This window comes from Brevundimonas sp. GW821-FHT12E07 (genome assembly GCF_058807035.1).
This window is the reverse complement of the sequence record NZ_JBXAQH010000004.1, coordinates 213,820-234,007: the sequence shown is the minus strand read 5'-3', so window position 1 is coordinate 234,007 and position 20,188 is coordinate 213,820. Positions and strand designations below refer to the sequence as shown.

Here is a 20,188-nt window from a genome sequence, read left to right as displayed (position 1 = left end):
TGCGGGGCCCCGGCCTTCGCCCATCGCGAGCCGGCGATCCGCGAAAGCCGGGAACCCGGTCAGTGCCCGCCGATCAAGGGTCGGGCCGCCATGAAGATCCCGGACACCACCCCCACCGCCAGCAGCAGGAAGGCGATGATGAAGGTCGGCGTCGCCGAATAGTGAATGTCGCTGTGGAGCAGCTTCTCGCCGTAGAGCCGCTCGCGCCGCCCGTTCAGCTCCCGCCCGAAATGCATGTGGGAAACGATGCCCATGACCAGCAGCAGGACGCCGAGCGCCACCAGGGCCAGACCCAGGTTGCGGGGTGCCGAGCTGATGCTCGGCACGGCGCCGGACTTCTGCAACTGCCGGAACGCCTCGAAGATGGTGAAGCCGAAGCTGATCAGTGACAGAGACGTGCGCACGATCGACATCAGGGTCCGGTCCGCGCTCATCCGCGTCCGCTCGAACGACAGGCTGGTGCGGTTGGAGGACAGCTCCACCGAGGGCGAGCCGGCGATGAATTGGCTGTCGTCTACGGGTTTGTCGGACATGGAGGCCTCGCGGGTTGAGCGGTTGACGCCCCGCCATCCAATCCTCCCCACCCTGCCCTGACGATCAGGTCTTTTGCCCAGTTGGCTTCCGTCCACGCAGACGCCTTGCCGGGTTTGACCCGATCCCCACCGGACCGAAACGCTGGTGTCCTTCGCCTCGCCGGAGGTGACGGATGGAAAGCTACTTCAAGGAAATCGCGGGCTTCGTGTCCTTGGGATGCGAGTTTCTCGCCGTCCTCTGCGTGGCGATCGGGGCGATCAAGGCCGGGATCCTGTGCGTCACGCCCCTGATCAAGGGCAGTCCCGGCATCGCCTTCAAACAGCCGTGGATCGCCCTTGCCGTCTGGCTGATGCTGGCGCTGGAGTTCGCCCTGGCGGCCGACATCGCCGACACGGCCGTCGCGCCGAACTGGACCGATATCGGTCAGCTGGCCGCCATCGCCGCCATCCGGACCCTGCTCAACTTCTTCCTGGAGCGGGATCTGGACGCCATGCGCGAAACGACCGCGGCTCCCGAGATCGGAGCGCCGGCTATCCAGAATTGAGATCGACACCGCGCCGCCGACGAACGGCCCCGCGTCTTCCAGCGCGGGGCCGTTTTGCGTCTGACCTGCGGATTGCGAACCGCGGGAGCATGGCCAAAAGAAAACGACCCCGCGTCGGAGAACGCGGGGCCGAGTGCGCCCGGGAGTTGGGGCGTTCCGGGACCCGACGTCATCCGGCGGTTGGGGGGCTACCGGGCTGTCGGGCAAGATCAGAAGACACCCATTTCGCGCCCAAACCCATCCGGTCGAACCCTGATATTCGGCGCCGCGAACCCCGAGATTTCCGATGGCCCCGGCGCCCGGAAGCGACGCGGCCGCTTCACAGCCCCTCCCCGACACCTTCTCGCCGGTCAGGGTTTGTGCCGATAGGCCCCCGACGGGTCATGGCTAACATCCGGACTTCCAACGTCGGGAGGCTGCGATGCGATTGATTTGGCTGCCTGTTCTTCTTGCGGCGACCATCGCCCCCGGCATGGCCCTGGCCCAGACCAAGACGGCCCAGTTCGCGGTCCGCGCCCAGGTGGTGGCCGACTGCCAGGTGACCGCCCAGGATCTCAATTTCGGCGTCTACAGCTCCGCCGCGGCGTCGACGGCGACGACCGTGGTGACGGTGCGCTGCACACCCGGATCGGCGGCGACGGTCAGCCTGGACGGCGGCGGCTCGGGCAATCCCCAGGCCCGGCGCATGAGCGGCCCGGCCAACCTCAACTATCAGGTCTTCCGCGACGCGGCCCTTCAGGATCCGATCAACACCGCCGGCGCGGCCTGGCAGCTGTCCGGGCAGGAAAACACCGGCCAGACGGTGACCTACACCGTCTACGGCCAGACCCCTGCGGGACAGGTCGTTCCGGCAGGCAACTATGTCGACATGGTCCGGGTGACCGTCCAGTTCTAGGAGCTCCCATGACACGCGCCCCGATCCTTGCCCCTCTGGTCATCGGAGCCCTCGCGGCGCTGCTGGCGTCCTCCTCCGCCTTGGCGGACTCGATCGAGATCGGGCCGACGCGCCTGCAGATGATCGGGTCCGAGCGGACGACGACCCTGACCATCCGCAACTCCAACGACACGCCCGCCAACATCCAGATCCGGGCGATGGACTGGAGCCAGTCGGACGGGACCGATCAATACGCCCCCTCCACCGTCCTGCTGGCCAGCCCGCCGCAGGCCTCCCTGGCGCCCGGCGAGTCCCAGGTGATCCGGCTGGTGATCGAGAACCTGCCGGCCGCCGACCGCGAGCGGGCCTTCCGGCTGGTGATCGACCAGATCCCCAGCGATCAATCCCCCAGCGGCGCGGGCGTGCGCACCGCGGTTCGCGCCCTGGTCCCCGTCTTCGTCACCACCGCCATCACCGACCGGCCGAGGCTTCAGTGGACCGCGGTCCGAAGCGGAAGCACGGTGACCCTGACCGCGGTCAACGACGGCGCGGCTCACGAACGGCTGGTCGGCGCCGCCCTCAGCGCCGGAGGTCAGCCCATGGGCGACGCCATCGAAGGCTATGTTCTGGCCGGGGCGCAGCGGGTCTGGACGATCGAGGGCGTGCCCGGCGAAACGCAATCGCTGACGATCACGGGCGAAGGCGAGTTCGGCGAGGTCCGCGCCGATGTTCCGCTCGCGCCATGAGACGGCCCTGCTCTCGCTTCTGCTGACCACCCTGTCCGCCGCGCCGACCGCGCGGGCGCAGCAGCCCGATCTCACGCCGTCCACCCAGCAAGACGTGCGACAGGCATCAGGGGCGACCTATCTGCTCGACGTCAGCGTCAACCACTGGCCGCTGGGTCTGGTGGCGCGCTTCGTTGTTGAAGAGGGCCGCCTGCGCATCCCGGCCGAACAGTTCGACGGCCTCGGCTTCGTGCTCGATCCTGCCCTGACCGCCCCCATCGGCGCCGAGCGCTGGGTCTGGCTGGACGGAGTCCGGGGGCTCAGCTGGACCATCGATCAGTCCGCCCAGACGATCGACCTTCTCGCCGAGCCGCGCCTGCTGAAGACCACCGAGCTGCGTGTGGCGCCCGGCATCGCCCCGGTCGAAGCCCGCGCCAACTGGGGGGCGATGCTGGCCTGGGACGCCTTCGGCCAGTGGTCCCCGCGTGAGGACGATCCCCTGTTCGGGCGCAATTTCTCGGTCAATCTGGACGCCCGCCTCTTCTCCCCGCGGTTCACGGCCTTCAGCGGTGGCGTCGTCTACGGCGCCCCGAACGAGGAGACCCGGTTCGTGCGGCTGGAGACCCACCTCGACTTTGACGATCCCGCCCACAGTCGGCGGCTGCGGCTGGGCGACTCCTTCACTGTTGGGCCGCAATGGACCCGCACCCTGCGCTTCGGCGGTCTGCAGTGGGGCAGCGACTTCAGCCTGCGGCCGGACATCATCACCTCCCCCGTACCGACCCTGACGCAGGAGGTGTCGGTCCCCTCGACCGTCGATGTCTTCGTCAACGGGGTGCAGCGCTATTCGAACGCCGTGGTCCCCGGCCCCGTGCGGCTCAGCGACCTGCCGATCGTCAGCGGCGCCAATACGATCAGCGCCGTCATCATCGACCGGTCCGGACGTCGCATAGAGGTCGACCTGCCCTTCTACGCGGGCGCCGATCTGCTGGCGAAGGGCCGCAGCGCGTTCTCCATCGAGGCCGGCTTCCCGCGCCAGAATTACAATCTGTTCAGCAACGACTACGGCCCCGGCTTCGCCTCGGGCAGCGGCGCCTATGGCGTCAACGACGCGGTCACCCTGAGAGGCTATGCCACGGCGGCTGAGGGCTATTGGGCCGGGAGCCTGGGAGCGGCCGCGGCGCTCGGCCGCTTCATCACCGTCGAAGGCGCCCTGATGGGAGGGCAGGCCGGCGCGGAGGAAGGCTGGGCCTATTATGTCGGCGCCTCGCGCCAGACCGCCCGCTTCAACGCCTCGGCGACCTATGTCTACAACTATGGCTTCACCGACCTGGCCGCCTGGTTCGGCTATTCGCGCATTCAGGAGCGGGCGACGGCGTCGGCGGGCTACAATCTGGGCCCTTGGGGGCAGGTCAATCTGGTCTATGCGCGCGAGCGGACCGGCGATCACGCCCTGACCAGCGTCGTCTCGGGAACCTGGGGCGCGGATCTCGGGCGGCGGCGAACGGTCCGTCTCTCGGCCTCGGCCTATAGCGACACCGAAACAGGGGCTTGGGGCGCCATGCTGTCGCTGAGCCTGCCGCTGGGTCAGCACGCCCAGGGCTTCGCCGAGCAAAGCTGGCGCGACGGCGCACCCGAGAGCGAGGTCCAGCTTCAGGGCCAGGGGTTCGACAACCGCCTCTCCTGGCAGATGGCCGCCGTCTCAGGTCAGGACGAGGCCACAATGGCGGACGCCAACGCCAGCTGGCGCGGCGCCCGGGCCGAGCTGTTCGTACGGGCGACGCGGCTCGACGACTCGACCGGCTTTCAGGGCGGCCTCGCCCAGTCGCTGGTGCTGATGGGCGGCCAGGCCTTCCTCGCCGGCCGGATCAGCGACGGCTTCGCGGTGGTCGACACCGCAGGGACGCCGGGCGTCCGCGTTGCGCTGGAGAACCGGCCCGTGGGCCGCACGGGGCGGTCGGGACGACTGCTGGTGCCCGACCTGCAGTCCTGGCTGCCCAACGCCCTCTCTCTGGACGCGACCGACCTGCCCATCGACGCCGCCCTGACCGACAGCACCCAGCGGGTCGCGCCCCGCAGCGGCGCGGGCGTCGTGGCCAACTTCGTCGTGACCCGCGCGCGGTCGGCCATCATTGTGCTGATCGGCCCCGACGGAACGCCACCGCCGGCGGGCGCGACCGTCCGGCTGGCGGGACAGGATTTCGAGGCCCCCATGGGCTTCGGCGGCGAGATCTATGTGCGCGGTCTGACCGTCGGCGAGAACCGGCTCGAAGTGCGCTGGCGCGACGGCGGCTGCGACGCCCGTTTCACCGTTCCGGAAGCGCAAGGTTCGCAACCCCGGATGGGACCCTATCCATGCGTGTCCTGACCGTCCTTCTGGCCGCCGGAGTCGCCCTGACGCCCCTGCCCGCGTTGGCCCAGACCGCGATCTGCCGGATCAATGTGACCGGCCTGGTCTTCGCCCCCTATCGCAGCCTGGACCGCAGCCCTGTGACCAGCATCGGGCGGATCGACGTCATCTGTCCGGGCGGCGGCGCGGGCGGCGTTCCCCGGGTCACCCTCAGCGCCGGAGGATCCGGGAACTATATCGACCGCACTATGACCTCGGGTTCGGCCGAGTTGCACTACAACCTCTATGTCGACTCCGCCCGACGCCGCGTGCTGGGCGACGGGACCGCGGGCACGACGCCCCTGCCGCCGCCGCGCACCCGCGCCTTCGGCATCGGGACCTGGGCCATCTTCGGAGCGATCGCGCCGGGACAGCGGGTTCCGGCGGGCGACTACTCCGATACCCTCTTGATCGAGGTCGCGTTCTAGGTTTGGTCGGGGGAGATGGTTTCGATCCTGCTCCTCGCCGCGCTCCAGACCGCGCACGCCGCTCCGCTCGCCCACACCGGCACGATGCTGGTGCGGGTGCGGGTCGCGCAGACCTGCGTCCTGTCGGCCTCCGGCGCCGCCTGCCGCGGCTCGCGCGACGCCCCGCCCCGGCTCGTTCGCGAAGCCGGGCGCGTGACCTACAGCTTCTAGTTCGCCGTTCCCTTCCCACCGGCAATCCCCTGCCCGGAGCCGGGGGTTTTCCCGGATGCCGCCCTGAGGGTCGCCGCCCCAGAGTGGCGCCGGACAGGAAGGGACCGCGATCGTGCGCCGCAGACAGACCCGGACCCGATGGATCGCCCTCGCCGTCTTCGGCGGCGCCGTCTTCGTCGCCCTCGCGGCCCAACCGAATTCCGCCCGGGCCTCCGATCCTCTCGCGCCTTCGGTCGCCGCCCCGTCAGTGGAGGCCGCGTCGGACCCGGCCCCGCAGGCCGCCCCACCCGCTCCCCAGCCCGTCAAACCCGGCTTCTTCGGTCAGTTCATCGACCCGGAAGACCACTATCTCGACTTCTCGGCCTTCCTGTCGAAGGGCGGCTTCATCCCCGTGCCGATCATCATCACCGAACCGGCGGTGGACGGCGGCGGCGGCGTGGCCCTGGCCTTCTTCAAGGTCAATCCGGAACACCCGCGCCAGGTCACCCGGCACGTGATCGCCGCCTTCAAGACCGGCAACGGCTCCAACGGCGTCGGCTATTTCCAGAGCGGCTATGCCTTCGACGGGCGGTTGAACTACCGTTTCGGCGTCGGACATGGCGAGATCACCCTCGACACCTATCCCGCCTTCGCGCCGGGCGGCGTCGAATACACCAGCCAGTACGACTACGGGATCGTCGGCTCGGCGCTCTGGCATTTGCGCGACGACCGCTTCTCGTTCGGTCCGACCTTCGACTTCCGCAAGCTGACGTCCTCGATCAACACCAGCTTCCTGCCGGAGGACCTCGCGGACGACTTCGGCCAAACCCTGCAAACTGGCGCGCTTGGCCTGGGCTTTCACTTCGACAGCCGCGACAACCCCATCACCCCGACGCGCGGCGTCAATGCCTCTCTTGAGGGCAAGTTCAACCGCGAGGTCTTCGGCAGCGACCGCGACTATGAGGTTTACGGCGCCCATCTGTACGTCTTCGGCAAGGGCCGCGGCCCTGTCCGCTACGGCGCCAAGGTCGAGGTCGATGCGATCCGCGACGACTTCCCCTTCTTCTACGCCCCGGCCGTCAGCCTGCGCGGCGTTCAGGCCGCCGAATATCAGGGCATGACGGCCGTCAGCACCGAGGTCGAGACGACGTGGCAGGTCTCGCCGCGCTGGTCATTGCTGGCCTTCGCCGGATACGGCGCCGCCGACAGCGGCGACCGGCATGTCTTCTCGGACTCAGGCGACATCTGGGCCGGCGGCGTCGGCTTCCGCTATCGCCTCGCCCGCAGGCTGGGCATGGACGCCGGCGCCGACTTCGCCTGGGGCCCGGACGGCTTCATCTGGTACCTGCAGTTCGGCCACGCCTGGTCGTTCGGCATGGACTGACGGGGATTGAGGCCCGGGGCCGTGCGTCTCAGACGAAGCCGGCCTGTGAAGCGGCGTTGATCGAAGGCTTCCCATCGTGGGGCTAGCCTCTCGATGGGAAGTCTGAAGGTCAGGTTTGCGCCATAGGCGGACATTGGCGATCCCCCCCAAGACTGCGCAATGTGCGATCGAAGCGGTCGCGGCACGATCACCTGCCAGGACGGTGAACAAGCCTGGCGCCTAAAGCCTTGCCCTTGATCAAACTCGGCCTTCAGGCCCTTGATTGTGTTGCACATGTCCGGGCAGTCGCCCATGGTCCGCTCGCGCCCTTTGCGCTGTGAACCCGTGAAGCGACCCGATGAACGACGTGACCCGCGGCCCATCGCCTCTGAACCCCGGAAGCGGGTCAATCAATCAGATCAGCAAGGCTGCGACCGGTATCGCCGGATTCGATGAGATTACCTTCGGCGGCCTTCCCGCCGGTCGCCCGACACTGATTTGCGGCGGCCCGGGCTGCGGCAAGACGCTGCTGGCCATGACCGTGCTCGTGAACGGCGCCACGCTCTACGATGAGCCGGGCGTATTCATGAGCTTCGAAGAGACCAGCGCCGACATCGTCGAGAACGTCGCCTCCCTGGGCTACGATCTCGACCAGCTTGTCTCCGACAAGCGCATCGCCATGGACTATGTCCGGGTCGAGAAGAGCGAAATCGAGGAGTCCGGCGAGTATGACCTCGAAGGCCTGTTTGTCCGCCTTGGCCATGCGATCAAGACCGTCGGCGCCAAGCGTGTCGTGCTGGACACCCTGGAAGTGCTGTTTGCAGGCCTCGGTGACAGCGCGCTGCTTCGCGCCGAACTGCGCCGTCTGTTCGGCTGGTTGAAGGATCAGGGCGTCACCGCCGTCATCACCGCCGAACGGGGCGAAGGCGCCCTGACCCGGTACGGTCTGGAAGAGTACGTCTCGGACTGCGTCGTCCTCCTGGACAACCGGGTCGATCACCAGATTTCGACGCGCCGTGTCCGGATCGTCAAATACCGGGGTTCCGCCCATGGGACGAACGAATATCCGTTCCTGATCGACGCCGACGGCATTTCCGTGCTGCCGATCACCTCGGCGGGTCTGGCTCATGAGACCTCGGACGAGACGGTCTCGACGGGCGTCACAGGACTTGACGCCATGCTTGGCGCCGGCGGCTTCTATCGCGGCTCCAGCATCCTGATCTCCGGCACGGCGGGCACCGGCAAGACCAGTCTCGCCGCTCATTTCGTCGAAGCGGCCTGCCGGCGTGGCGAGCGGTGCCTGTATTTCGCTTTTGAAGAATCCCCCGCCCAGATCATCCGCAACATGCGCTCCGTCGGCCTGAACCTTCAGCCCTGGGTCGATCAGGGCCTCCTCAGGTTTGAGGCCGCGCGCCCCAGCCTGTTCGGCCTGGAGATGCATCTGGCGCGCATGTATCGCGACATCGAGACCTTCCAACCATCAGCCGTGGTGCTGGACCCGATCTCCTCGCTGAAAGGCGAACAGGGCGAAGTCCATTCCGCCCTGCTGCGGGTTATCGACCTGCTGAAGAGCCGCGGCATCACCGCCCTGCTGACCAATCTGGTCTCGGGCGGTCAGATCGCGGATGCGACGGATGTGGGCATGTCCTCGCTGATGGACACCTGGCTGTCGCTGGTTCAGTTGGAAACCAACGGCGAACGCAACCGCGGCCTCTATGTCCTGAAATCGCGGGGCATGAGCCATTCCAACCAGGTGCGCGAATACCAGCTGACCGACCACGGCATCGACCTGATCGACGCCTACCTCGGCAGCGCCGGGGTCCTGACCGGTTCGGCCCGCGTGCAGCAGGAAGCGGCCGACCGCGAGGATACCGTCCGTCGCGCTCTGGAAACCCGGCGCCGGCTCCGTTCGATCGAACGCAAGCGCAAGGCCGCCGAGCGGCGGATCGCGGAAATACAGGCCGAACTCGAGGCGGAGGAAGAAGCCGCGCGCGAAGCCGTGGAACAGGATGAGGCGCGAGAGCGCTCAATCACAGATGATCGGGCGACGATGGCGCTCGGTCGCGGGGCCCCGGAATGACGCATACGAACTACAGCGGCGAAGACGACGAACTCACCGTCGACGACGGCCACTATAATCTGCGCCTCTATGTCGCTGGCCAGACTCCCAAATCCACCGCCGCGCTCGCCAACCTCAAGTCCATCTGCGAGGAACATCTCGCCGGGCGTTACCGGATCGAGGTGGTGGACCTGCTGGAGCACCCGCAGCTCGCCGCCGGCGATCAGATTCTGGCGGTGCCGACCCTGGTGCGCCGGCTTCCCCCGCCCCTGAAGCGGATCATTGGCAATCTTTCGGACAGCGAACGGGTGTTGGTCGGCCTCGATCTGCGTCCCGCCGACTAGCCGATGGCCATTCTCCCGCCCCATGACGCGCCGGCCGCGGAATACGCCCTGCGCCTTTATGTGACGGGAACCACTACGCGGTCGGCCAAGGCCATCGCCAACCTTCGCCGGATCTGCGACGAGCAACTGCCGGGCCGATACGACCTCGAAGTTGTAGACATCTACAAGGATCCCGAGGCTGCCCGAGAGCACCAGATTCTGGCGGCCCCCACCCTGATCAAACTCGCTCCCGCCCCCGTCAGACGCATCATTGGCGACCTGTCGGATCGTGGCCGCCTGTTGTCGGGCCTCGGCCTGCCGCCGCTTCCGAAGGAAGGCGGCCGATGAGCCAGGAACCCCACAGCTCCAGAACCGATCTCGAGGCCGAGAACGCGGATCTGCGCGACCGCCTGCGCGAAGCCGAAGAGACCCTGGAGGCGATCCGCTCCGGCGACGTCGACGCCGTCGTTATCGGCGGCGAGGATGGCCAGCCGCAGATCTACACGCTCGAGACCGCCGACCAATCCTATCGCATCCTCGTCGAGGAGATGCAGGAAGGCGCCCTGACGCTGACCGCCGACGGGATGGTGCTTTACTGCAACCGTCGCCTGGCCGGACTGATCGGCGTGGAGGCCGCGCGGATTGTCGGCTCGTCGCTCACCCAGTTCGTGATGGAAGAGGATCGCGACCTTCTTGCCGGTCTGATCGCCGCCGGAACAGCGCGCGGCGAGATCGCCGTGCTGGGCGGCGACGGCGTTGTGCGACCGGCCCAATTCACCTTCTCTCGCCTCGGCGACCAGTCGCCCGGCAGCCCTCCCGGCGCCCTGTGCTGCGTGGTCACCGACCTGACCGAACAGCGCCGGACCGAGGGACTGCTGCGCCAAAGCCAGAAGATGGAGGCCGTAGGTCAACTGACGGGCGGCGTCGCCCATGACTTCAACAATCTGCTGATGGTGATCTCCGGCGGCCTGGACATGCTGGCGCGTGACCCCGACGCCGAGAAGCAGCAACGTCTTGTCGCCGGCATGCGCAATGCCGTGCAACGTGGAGCCGGTCTGACCCGGCAGTTGCTGGCCTTCTCACGGCGTCATGCGCTTCACCCGGAGCCCATCGACGCCGCCCGTCAGGTCGGGGACATGCGCGAGTTGCTGGATCGCTCTTTGAGCGGCGCGGTTCAGGTCACGACAGATTTCGAGGATGGGCTTTGGCCCGTCTTCGCCGACCCGACCGAACTGGAGCTGGTCGTCCTGAACCTCGCGGTCAACGCCCGCGACGCGATGGCGGACGGCGGCGTCATCACCATCGGCGGACACAACCGCGTCTTTGCCCAGGATGGGGACGCGCTGTCGGGCGAGTTCGTGTGCATCACGGTTTCTGACACAGGGTCCGGCATGTCCGAGGCCGTCATCGCCCGCGCATTCGAGCCCTTCTTCACGACAAAGGAGGTCGGCAAGGGCTCGGGACTCGGCCTGGCCCAGGCCTATGGTTTCGCCCGCGAGTCCGGGGGGGAGCTGACCATCGACAGCGAAGTCGGGGTGGGCACGACCATCACCATCTGTCTGCCTCGCTCCTTCAAGGAGCCCTTGGCCCGGGCCAGTCTGGCAGATCATGGCTCTGCGCTGGTGGAAGGTCCCCCTCGCGCACGTGGCACGGCCCTTCTCGTCGAGGATGACCCTGAAGTCGCCGACCTGGTCGAGGGGATGCTGGTTCAACTGGGTTATGACGTGCTGCGCGTGTCACATGCGGCTGCAGCCCTCGGGGCCTTGGCCGATGGCCGGAGCATCGATCTGGTCTTCTCCGATGTGATGATGCCAGGCGGTATGAACGGCGTGGAGCTAGCGCGTGAACTTCGATCGCGGCGGCCGGATCTGCCCGTTCTCCTGACCAGCGGGTTCGCCGAGGTGGTCAGGGCGGAGATCGAATCCGCTCGCATGGCGCTCCTGCCCAAGCCCTACCGTCTCCAGGACCTTGCCGAGGCGATCGCGCTTCTGGAGAATTAAAACTGATCGCAGGAGGGCGTCCGATCTCCGGTCGCGCGCCGCCGCACTCGGCGCTTCAAACAGCAGATCGACGAACGGATTCTCGTCCAGGCGCGCCCGTGCGGCCATTACGGACTACTGGGCGCCAAGAGCAGTCATTGGCTTGCGTCCGCAAAACGGACGCGGTGCGCCGACTGCTTCCGACCCGTTGCGGGCGTTCGGCTTCCTCCGCTTGTGGCGAACCTACGGGTCTGGGAATAATGGCTCCATGACCAAAGAGCACTATCCTGACGCGATCCCTGCCGATGACATCGTCGATGAGATCGGGAAGCGAAGGGTCGCCAATCCAGTGTTTCGCTATGGCTACGAGTGCCTGTTCATCGCAGAGAAATCGACCAGACCTTCAATGGAGTTCTCGCTTCTTCCGGCAGACCTCAACTCCCCCGATTGGAGATCATACGTCGTCCAGCAGATTGGACGCGCAAAGGCAGACGCCCGCATCGGCGAAACCATCTACTTTGATGCTGACTGACTAGTCCGCTTCCCACCCTTCTCGGCCTCAGCCAACATCCGGTTAGGCGTCTGACGTCAGAGGTCGATCTGCTCAGAAATCTCGAGTGCATCATCCACTTCGATGCCCAAGTACCGCACGGTGCTCTCGAGTTTGCCGTGCCCGAGCAGCAACTGACATGCGCGCAGGTTCCCGGTCTTTTTGTAGATCAGGGCAACCTTGGTACGGCGCAGGCTGTGAGTTCCGTATCCTGCGGGGTCCAACGATATGGCCTGGACCCATTGATCAACCAGACGCGCGTATTGTCGTGTCCCGATGTGGCTCCCGTCCCGGCTCCGGCTCGGGAATGAAGCCCCTTTAGTCCGGCTTGGGCCGGGCGTCGTCGGCAAGCCTGAACTCAAGCATCACCTCCGCCTGGTGCTGGCAGACCGCCATATTGTCGCGTAGCCGTCGACAGACACACGTCCCAATTCTGGAACGATAAGAAAATCAACCATTTATTTCGACGTCGATAGCGTAAGCCATCAATGTTTCGCGCCGGAAATGTTCCAGGCGCCAGGGATTTTTCCAAAGTGATCATGTCCAAGACGCGCCGTTCTGCGGCGATGATGACCAGTGCGTCCGTGCTGGTGCTCGCCGCCATTGCGCCCGTCGCCCATGCCCAGCAGACCGAGGTCGGCGCACCCGGACAGGCCCTGACCGCAGGCGCGATCACCACCCTGACCGGCTCCATCTCGGACGGCGGCGCGAACTCGGGCGTCGCGGTCTATGGCGCCAACGGCGACATCGTCACCCTGACCGGGACGGTCATCGACAGCCGCCTCTCGGCGAACCAGACCAGCTTCACCGCCAATCTCCAGAACGGCGCGACCAACCCGCTGATCGTCAACATCCTGTCCGGATCCAGCATCCAGTCGGCCGCCACCGCCGTCAGCCTGTACGGCCAGGCGTATGACGTCACGATCGACGCCAGCACTGGCGGTTCGACCTTCGCGGCAGCAGGCAATGGCGCGGCCCTGTCGGTCAACAGCAACGCCGCCAACGTCAGCCTGCTGAACGGCGCCAACGCCATCACCGCCAACACCATCGCCCTGTTCGCGGGCAGCTTCGGCGCGACCGGTACGGTGCTGGTCAACTCGACCGGCGGCACGATCACCGCCGGCGGCTACGGTATCTCGACCCAGAGCAACGGCGGGACGATCACCATCGGCCAGGGCGCTGGCGTGACCACCGCGATCAGCCTGACCCAGAGCAACGCCACCGGCATCAGCGCCTTCGCCAACGGCGCCACGCCCGGCGCGATCAGCATCACCACGGGCGCCGGCGGCACGATCGACGGCGGCCAGATCGGCATCAACGCCTTCTCGAACGGCGCGGGTTCGGTCGACGTCAACGTCGGCGGCGTCATCGGCGGGACCACCGCCCCGACGGTGCGCGGCGTCAATGCGACCTCGCAGGGCGGCAATGTCGCCGTCGACGCGACCGCCGCGATCACGGGCGGCCAGAACGGCGTCTATGCCTCGACCACGAGCGCGGGCACGGTCACCGTCGGCACCACTGCGGTCACCTCGACCAGCTTCGACGCCGTCTATCTGTCGGGCCAGGCCGGCAACGTCGACTACACCCTGAACGGCGCCAACACGGTGCGCGGCGCCACGGGCGTCACCGCCAACGCGACGTCGGGCGCCATCGCCATCCGGGCGCTGGACGCCGGTTCGGCCATCATCGGCAATACGCGCGCCGTCGATGCGCGCACCTCGGCCGGCGGCGCGATCGACATCAATCTGGCGGGAACGACCACGGGCGGCGTCGTCGGCATCGTGGCGGGCGGCGCCGGTTCGGTGACGATCAACACCGCCGCCGTCAACGCTCCGAACGACCGGGCGATCAACGCCACGACCACGACCGGCGCGATCAACATCGCCACGACCGGCGCGATCTCGGGCGCCCAGGGCGGCATCTACGCCGTCAGCGCCGGAGCGGGCGCGACCACCATCAGCGCGACCGGCCCCGTCAGCGGCGGAACCCTGAGCGGCATCGACAGCCGCAACGTCGGCCTCGGCTCGGCGACCGTCGGCACGGCCAACCAACGCGTGGGGACCGTCACCGGCGGCTCCAACGGCATCTTCGTGGCCTCGGGCGGCGACATCTCGATCTATGCCGGAACCGTCACCGGCGCGGGCCGTGGCGTCCTCGCCTCCAACCAGGACTCGGGTGGCGGCTTCCAGGTCAACGGTGCAGTCCTGATCGACGTCAACGGCACAGTGACCGCAGGCAACGGCCAGGGCGTCACCATCATCAACAACGGCGCGCTCGCCGCCAACACCGTGACCGTTCGCGCAGCGGACGTGAACTCGACCGGCGGATCGGCGATCTACAGCCACGCGAATGGCGGCGCGACCTCGATCATCGCCGGGAACATCACGGCGGCCTACGGCAACAACAACGGCTGGACCGGCGTCTTCGCCGAGTCCAACGACGGCGCCATCTCGGTGTCGACCGGGACGATCAATGCCTCGTATCGCGGCGTGGACATCCAGAGCTACGATGCGGGCGTCGGCGGCGCCCTGACCGTCAACACCGGCGCCGTCACCGGCTATGAAGGTATCCGGGCCGTCAGCGCCGGAACCGGCGGCATCAATCTCGGCTCGTCCACGACCCGCCTGGGTTCGGTGGTCGGCACGAACGGCGTGGGGATCACGACCCAGGGCGCCGGCGATGTGAATGTCTACGCCAACGCCGTCAGCGGCGCGACGCGCGGCATCGTCGCCAACAGCATGACCAACGGCGCTGTCGTCATCGATGCGGCCGGCACGGTCACCTCGCTCGCCGGCAACGGCATCAACACCAACAATTTCGGAACTCTCGCCGGCAACACCATCACCGTGCGGGCGGCGAACGTCGTCGCGACGGGCGGCACGGGCATCCTGACCTCGGCCAACGGCGGCGCGACCACGGTCACCACCGGCGCGGTCACGGCCAACTCGGTCGGCGGCTCCGACTACAACGGCATCAGCGCCCTGTCGGCGAACGGCGGCGCGATCAGTGTGACCTCGACCGGACCGGTCACGGGCGGGCTGCGCGGCGTCTTCCTGCAGGCCTCCAACGCCGGAACGGGCGGCGCTCTCAGCTTCGACAGCGCCTCGACCGTCACCGGCAAACAGGGCGTCTACGCCACCACCGACGGTTCGGGCGCAATCAACATCGGCCAGACGACCCGTCTCGGCGCGGTCACGGCCACCAACGGCGCGGGCGTCTTCGCCAGCGGCGCGGGCGCGGTGAATGTGACCACCGGGGCTGTGACCTCCTCGGGCGGCACGGGCGCGACCATCACCAACAACATCGTCACCGACGCCACGATCGACTCCGGCTTCGGGATCGCCGCCGTTTCCACCGGCGGGCCGATCAACGTCAACGCCAATGGTCTGGTGACCGGCGGCGCGGCGGGCGGCGTCCTGGGCCAGACCTCGGCCTCGGGCAGCGGCGTGACCATCACCACAGCGGGCGTCACCGCCGCGGCCGGACGCGGCATCGGCGCCAATGCGCTCGACGGATCCATCGCCATCACCGCCAACGGCGCGGTCTCGGCCGCCTCCTTCGGCATCCAGGCCACCACCGCGGGCGCCGGGACCATCTCGGTCCTCGCCTCGGGTCCGGTGACCAGCACCAGCGCCAACGGCATCGCCGTGGCCACCACCGGCCTCGGCGCCGTCACCGTCGGCTCGGCGACGAACCGCATCGGCGCGGTCACCGCCAACGGCGCGACCGGCACCGGCATCACCGCCTTCGGCGCCGGCGACGTCACCGTCTACGCCTCCTCGGTCTCGGGCGGCACGCGCGGCATCGTGGCGGCCAACCAGTACGCCAACCCGAACGGCAAGGTGCTGATCGACGTCACCGGTCCGGTCGTGGGCCTCAACTCCTGGGGCATCATCGGCGTCAACAACGGTTCGCTGAACGCCAACAGCCTGACCATCAACACCGGCGCCGTCACCGGCACGGGTCGCACCGCCATCAGCGCCCAGACGGTCGGCGGCGACATCAACATCACCACCAGCGGCGCTGTTCTGTCGACGGCGTCCCAGACCCTGTCGTCCAACAGCGCGATCTTCGCCGAGTCGGACACCAACGGCCTGATCAGCATCAATGCGCTGGGAACCGTCCGTGGCTGGGATGGCATCTACGCCCTCTCGGACGGCGCGACGGGCGGGATCAACATCGCCTCGGCGGCGGCCGTCACCGGCACGAACCAGTACGGTATCTACGGCCACACCAACGGCGGCGGCATCCTGATCGATGCGCGCGGCCAGGTGTCGGGCGGCATCGGCGGCGTGGTCGGCACGGTCGCCGGTAACGGCGCGGTCGACCTGCGCACCGCGGGCGTCACCTCGTCGAACGGTCCGGCGGTCTTCGGCCAGTCGGGCGGCGCCGTCACCATTTCCACCGGCGCGGTCACTGCTGCAGGCGGCACGGGCGTCACCTACCAGACGGGTGGCTCGCGCAATGTCCTGGACGCTTCGGCGACCAGCGGCTTCGGCGTGCTGGGCCTGTCCTCGGGCGGTAACGTCAGCCTGACCTCGACGGGCCTGGTCACCGGCGGCGCCGCGGGCGGCGTCTATGGTCAGACTACGGGCGCGGGCAATATCGCCATCAACACGGCCGGCGTCACCGCCGCCGCCGGACGCGGCGTCGAAGCCTATGCCGCGGGCGGCGCGATCACCATCAACGGAACCGGCGCGATCAACGCCCTGGGCGTCGGCATCGCCGCCAACAACTCCGGCGCCGGCAGCATCAGCATCAACAACGTCGCCAACATCATTTCGGGCGCGGGCGCCAACGGCGTGGATGCGGCCAATATCGGCACGGGCGCGACCCGGATCGGCAGCGCCAACCAGCGCCTCGGCGCCGTCTCGGCGGGCGCGACGGGGATTTTCGCCACCAGCCAGGGCGACGTCTCGGTCTACGCCAACGGCGTCAACGCCGGAACGCGCGGCATCGTCGCCGCCAGCCAGGGCGCGAACCCCAACGGCGCGGTCGTCGTGAACGTCGCCGCCCCGATCAATGCGGCCTCGGGCTTCGGCATCGTCGCCGTCAACAACGGCGCCCTGGCGGCCAACACGATCTCGATCACCAGCACGGACTCGATCACCTCGACCGGCGGATCGGGCATCAGCGCCCAGACGGTCGGCGGGGACATCACGATCAACGCCCGCAACGTCACCACCTTCTCGGGGACGAACGGAACCTGGGACGCCATCTTCGCCGACGGACGCGGTGACTCGCTCGTGACCGTCAACACGGCGGCGGGCGGCATCAGCGGCACCTATCGTGGCATCGACGTGTCCAGCGCCGGCACGACGGCCCGTTCGGGCATCGCGATCACGACCAACGCGGGCGTCGTCTCCGGCGGCGCCGGCCAGATCGCGATCAACGCCAACCTGAACGGCCTGGGCTCGACCACGATCAACACGGCCGCGCTGGGAACCCTCAGCGCCATCGGCGGCGCCGGCATCTTCGCCAACGCCACGGCCGCGACCGGCGCCAACAACATCACGATCAACAACCTGGCCCAGATCGGCGGCGCCGGCGCCAACCGGGTCGCCAACGGCATCGTCGCCTCTGTGAGCGGCGCGTCGAACAGCGGCAATATCGCCATCACCTCCGGGGGCGCGATCAACGCCTCCAACGTCGGCATCAGCGCCACCACCACCTCGGGAACGGTGACGATCAATACGGCGGCGGGCGGCACGATCGCTCCGGGCGCTGCGGTCGGTATCCAGGCGGTCACCCAGACCGGAGCCATCACCATCAACCAGGCCGGTTCGATCGGCTCGGCGGGCGCCGGCAACACCGTCGGCACCGGCATCTACGCCAGCATCGCCTCGGGCTCCGGTGCGCTGAACATCAACTCGACGGGCGGCATCTACATCTCGGCGGGTACGGGTCTGCAGAGCGCTGGCATCTACGCCGTCAACAGCGGGACCGGCGCGGTGAACGTGACCTCCAGCGGCGTCATCGACCCCGGCGCCTACGGCGTTGTGGTCCAGGGGGCGGGCCCGGTCTCCTACACGGCGACGGGCGGCCTCGTTGAAGGCGGTCAGGGCGTCTACGTCGCCTCGACCGGCAACGGCGCGGTCACCGTCACCTCGGCGCCCGGCACGACCATCACCGGCCTCAGCGGCATCGGCCTCCAGGCCGTCAGCGGGAATGGCCCGGTCGTCGTCACGGCGGGCGGCGCGGTCTCCGGCGCCACCTCGGGCATCGTGGCCACCTCGACCGGCTCGGGCTCGACCGCCGTCACCAATACGGGCGCGGTCACCTCGGGCAGCGGCCCGGCGATCGACGTTTCGTCCGGCACGGGCGGCCTGAACCTGAACGTTCGTGGCAACGTCGTTTCGGCGGGCGGCCCGGCCATCCTGGCGAACTCGGCCGGCGGCGGGACGATCACCATCGCCTCCGGCGCCGTCGTCGCCGGTCGCGTCAACAGCGCGACGGACTCGGTCATCCAGCTGAACACCGCCTCGGGCACCAGCTCGACGATCAATGTGGCGCAAGGCGCGACGGTCCAGGCGGTCAGCGGCTCGCCGTTCACCACCGCCATCCGCGCCACCGGCGGCTCGGTCGTCGTCAACAACTCCGGTGTCATCTCCGGTCAGATCGACTTCTCGGCCCTGACCGGCGCCAATACCGGCCAGATCGCGGGCGGAGCCGGCACGACCTTCCAGACCGGCGGCCTCTCGGTCTTCAGCGCCGGCAATGACACCTTCACCAACGCCGGCCAGCTGGTGACCGTGGGAACCGTCACCAACTTCGATTTCCGCGGCGGAACCAACGTCTTCAACAACAACGGCCAGATCTTCGTCGGCTTCAGCCCGGTCACGGCCAGCGGCTCAAGCTTCTTCCTGACCAGCCTGACGACGTTCAACAACGCCGGCTCGCTGAACCTGATGAACGGCGTCCTCGGCGATGCGATCGTCGCCACGGGCGCGAACTATGTCGCCACCACGGGCGCGCGCCTGCTGATCGACACGGCCATCGTTCCCGGCGGCCGTTCCGACGTCCTGACCGTGGGCGCGACCTCGGGCGTCACCTCTGTGGCGATCCGCGATACGACGACCGGCTTCGGCGCCTACAACCCGACCGGCATCGTGGTGGTCAACGGCGCCACCCACGCCGGTGATTTCGTCATCGACAGCGCCTCCAGCTTCTACGCCGCCGGAACCTTCGGCGGCGCGATCGAGAAGCCGGGCCTGTTCTTCAGCCAGCTGGGCGTCAACGCTGCGGGCCAGACGGTCCTCGTCAGCCTGCCCAAGGTCCAGGCCTACCAGTTCTCGACCCTGGCCTCACAGGCCCAGGCCGCCTGGTACGAGACGGCGCCGCGCGCGGCCCGTCAGGCCGAGGTCCGCGACCAACTGGCGGCCGGCGAACGCGCCGGCGGCTTCTGGGTCGATGTCCAGGGCACGCACACCGCCCGCGAGGTCGACCGCTACGAACCGACCCTGGTCGGCGTGAAGCACTATGACGCCTCCTACGGCCAGGACCTGACCTCGGCGACGATCGGCATCGATGCGGTGCGCCCGATGATGGACGGCGACGTCGTCTTCGGCGCCTCGGTCGGTTACGTGAACTCCAGCGCCGACTTCGACAAACAGTCGACATCCATCGACATGGACGGGTGGTCGGCCGGCGCCTACGCCACCTTCGTTCGCGGCGGCTGGTTCGTCGCGGGCACGGTCGGCGCCAATCAGCTGAACGCCGAGATCAAGGCCCCTCGCCTGTCCGGCTTCACCCATGCGGACACGGACATCACGTCTGTGGGCGCCACGGTCGAGGCGGGCTTCCGGGCCCCCTTCATCATGGGCACGGTCATCGAGCCGACGGCGGCTCTCGCCTACGTCAACACTTCGGTGGACGACTTCGTCGCGGCGGGTTCGACCTTCCGCTTCGAGGACGGCGAAAGCCTGCGTCCCTCGCTGGGCGCGCGCGTCTCGGGCGATACGTCGATCGGCGGAAGCTGGACGACCCGCTACAACGTCTCGGTCCGCGCCGTCGGCGAGGCCCTGTCGGAGAACGTGGCCACGGTCGGCAGCGCCGGTCCGGACCTGCGGGTCCCCGATCAGTTCGACAACGCCTACGGCGAGGTCAAGGCCGGCCTGACCAGCCAGTCGGTCAACGGCTGGACAGTCTTCGGCGATGTCACCGGCCGCTACAGCGACGAGACCCGCGCCATCGGCGCTTCGGTCGGCATGCGCCTGCGCTACTGATCCCGA

General features: G+C 68.1%; 14 protein-coding genes and 1 pseudogene. 13 read left to right on the top strand and 2 right to left on the bottom strand.

Annotated elements, in window-relative coordinates:
- Positions 1-59: 59 nt before the first annotated feature.
- The gene (locus AC1ROD_RS16060; RefSeq protein ID WP_492949270.1) at positions 60-533 is read right to left on the bottom strand and encodes a DUF202 domain-containing protein; all 474 of its coding nucleotides are present in this window, start codon (positions 531-533) and stop codon (positions 60-62) included.
- 173 nt (positions 534-706) lie between these two features.
- Here AC1ROD_RS16060 and AC1ROD_RS16055 point away from each other — a divergent pair, with 173 nt between their 5' ends.
- From AC1ROD_RS16055 to AC1ROD_RS16000, 12 genes are all read left to right on the top strand, one after another.
- Positions 707-1,078, top strand: a complete 372-nt coding sequence (locus AC1ROD_RS16055) for a DUF1622 domain-containing protein (protein WP_492949269.1) — start codon at positions 707-709, stop codon at positions 1,076-1,078.
- A gap of 421 nt (positions 1,079-1,499) precedes the next feature.
- Positions 1,500-1,973, top strand: coding sequence for a Csu type fimbrial protein (locus AC1ROD_RS16050; protein ID WP_492949268.1), 474 nt, complete (start codon positions 1,500-1,502; stop codon positions 1,971-1,973).
- An 8-nt stretch (positions 1,974-1,981) separates the two neighbouring features.
- On the top strand, positions 1,982-2,698 hold the full coding sequence (locus AC1ROD_RS16045; protein ID WP_492949267.1) for a fimbrial biogenesis chaperone: 717 nt from the start codon (positions 1,982-1,984) through the stop codon (positions 2,696-2,698).
- On the top strand, positions 2,679-5,045 hold the full coding sequence (locus AC1ROD_RS16040) for a fimbria/pilus outer membrane usher protein (RefSeq protein ID WP_492949266.1): 2,367 nt from the start codon (positions 2,679-2,681) through the stop codon (positions 5,043-5,045). The genes AC1ROD_RS16045 and AC1ROD_RS16040 overlap by 20 nt, the downstream gene beginning before the upstream one ends.
- Positions 5,033-5,494, top strand: a complete 462-nt coding sequence (locus AC1ROD_RS16035; protein WP_492949265.1) for a spore coat protein U domain-containing protein — start codon at positions 5,033-5,035, stop codon at positions 5,492-5,494. The genes AC1ROD_RS16040 and AC1ROD_RS16035 overlap by 13 nt, the downstream gene beginning before the upstream one ends.
- Positions 5,495-5,509: 15 nt before the next feature.
- Positions 5,510-5,704 (top strand): hypothetical protein, encoded by a 195-nt coding sequence (locus tag AC1ROD_RS16030; RefSeq protein ID WP_492949264.1) that lies wholly within the window; start codon positions 5,510-5,512, stop codon positions 5,702-5,704.
- 112 nt (positions 5,705-5,816) lie between these two features.
- Positions 5,817-7,067, top strand: coding sequence for a hypothetical protein (locus AC1ROD_RS16025; RefSeq protein ID WP_492949263.1), 1,251 nt, complete (start codon positions 5,817-5,819; stop codon positions 7,065-7,067).
- Between the two features lie 337 nt (positions 7,068-7,404).
- Entirely contained in the window at positions 7,405-9,126 is a 1,722-nt protein-coding gene (gene kaiC, locus AC1ROD_RS16020) for a circadian clock protein KaiC (protein ID WP_492949262.1), read from the top strand.
- Positions 9,123-9,449 carry a circadian clock KaiB family protein gene (locus AC1ROD_RS16015; protein ID WP_492949261.1) on the top strand — a complete coding sequence of 109 codons (327 nt, stop codon included), beginning with the start codon at positions 9,123-9,125 and terminating at the stop codon, positions 9,447-9,449. The genes kaiC and AC1ROD_RS16015 overlap by 4 nt, the downstream gene beginning before the upstream one ends.
- Positions 9,450-9,452: 3 nt before the next feature.
- Complete coding sequence (locus AC1ROD_RS16010; protein WP_492949260.1) at positions 9,453-9,776, top strand: circadian clock KaiB family protein; 324 nt, start codon at positions 9,453-9,455, stop codon at positions 9,774-9,776.
- On the top strand, positions 9,773-11,428 hold the full coding sequence (locus AC1ROD_RS16005) for an ATP-binding protein (RefSeq protein ID WP_492949259.1): 1,656 nt from the start codon (positions 9,773-9,775) through the stop codon (positions 11,426-11,428). The genes AC1ROD_RS16010 and AC1ROD_RS16005 overlap by 4 nt, the downstream gene beginning before the upstream one ends.
- Before the next feature lie 247 nt (positions 11,429-11,675).
- The gene (locus AC1ROD_RS16000) at positions 11,676-11,939 is read left to right on the top strand and encodes a hypothetical protein (protein ID WP_492949258.1); all 264 of its coding nucleotides are present in this window, start codon (positions 11,676-11,678) and stop codon (positions 11,937-11,939) included.
- A 56-nt stretch (positions 11,940-11,995) separates the two neighbouring features.
- Here AC1ROD_RS16000 and AC1ROD_RS15995 read toward each other — a convergent pair.
- Positions 11,996-12,265: pseudogene (locus tag AC1ROD_RS15995) on the bottom strand (tyrosine-type recombinase/integrase); the annotation flags it as partial.
- A 231-nt stretch (positions 12,266-12,496) separates the two neighbouring features.
- Between AC1ROD_RS15995 and AC1ROD_RS15990 the strand changes: the two are divergent.
- Positions 12,497-20,182, top strand: a complete 7,686-nt coding sequence (locus AC1ROD_RS15990; protein ID WP_492949257.1) for a hypothetical protein — start codon at positions 12,497-12,499, stop codon at positions 20,180-20,182.
- The last annotated feature ends 6 nt before the right edge of the window (positions 20,183-20,188 follow it).

Excerpts from the sequence above, each read along its gene's own strand:
- AC1ROD_RS16060 (WP_492949270.1), bottom strand. The coding sequence starts at position 533 with ATGTCCGACAAACCCGTAGACGACAGCCAATTCATCGCCGGCTCGCCC.
- AC1ROD_RS16055 (WP_492949269.1), top strand. The coding sequence starts at position 707 with ATGGAAAGCTACTTCAAGGAAATCGCGGGCTTCGTGTCCTTGGGATGC.
- AC1ROD_RS16050 (WP_492949268.1), top strand. The coding sequence starts at position 1,500 with ATGCGATTGATTTGGCTGCCTGTTCTTCTTGCGGCGACCATCGCCCCC.
- AC1ROD_RS16045 (WP_492949267.1), top strand. The coding sequence starts at position 1,982 with ATGACACGCGCCCCGATCCTTGCCCCTCTGGTCATCGGAGCCCTCGCG.
- AC1ROD_RS16040 (WP_492949266.1), top strand. The coding sequence starts at position 2,679 with ATGTTCCGCTCGCGCCATGAGACGGCCCTGCTCTCGCTTCTGCTGACC.
- AC1ROD_RS16035 (WP_492949265.1), top strand. The coding sequence starts at position 5,033 with ATGCGTGTCCTGACCGTCCTTCTGGCCGCCGGAGTCGCCCTGACGCCC.
- AC1ROD_RS16030 (WP_492949264.1), top strand. The coding sequence starts at position 5,510 with ATGGTTTCGATCCTGCTCCTCGCCGCGCTCCAGACCGCGCACGCCGCT.
- kaiC (WP_492949262.1), top strand. The coding sequence starts at position 7,405 with ATGAACGACGTGACCCGCGGCCCATCGCCTCTGAACCCCGGAAGCGGG.
- AC1ROD_RS16015 (WP_492949261.1), top strand. The coding sequence starts at position 9,123 with ATGACGCATACGAACTACAGCGGCGAAGACGACGAACTCACCGTCGAC.
- AC1ROD_RS16010 (WP_492949260.1), top strand. The coding sequence starts at position 9,453 with ATGGCCATTCTCCCGCCCCATGACGCGCCGGCCGCGGAATACGCCCTG.
- AC1ROD_RS16005 (WP_492949259.1), top strand. The coding sequence starts at position 9,773 with ATGAGCCAGGAACCCCACAGCTCCAGAACCGATCTCGAGGCCGAGAAC.
- AC1ROD_RS16000 (WP_492949258.1), top strand. The coding sequence starts at position 11,676 with ATGACCAAAGAGCACTATCCTGACGCGATCCCTGCCGATGACATCGTC.
- AC1ROD_RS15990 (WP_492949257.1), top strand. The coding sequence starts at position 12,497 with ATGTCCAAGACGCGCCGTTCTGCGGCGATGATGACCAGTGCGTCCGTG.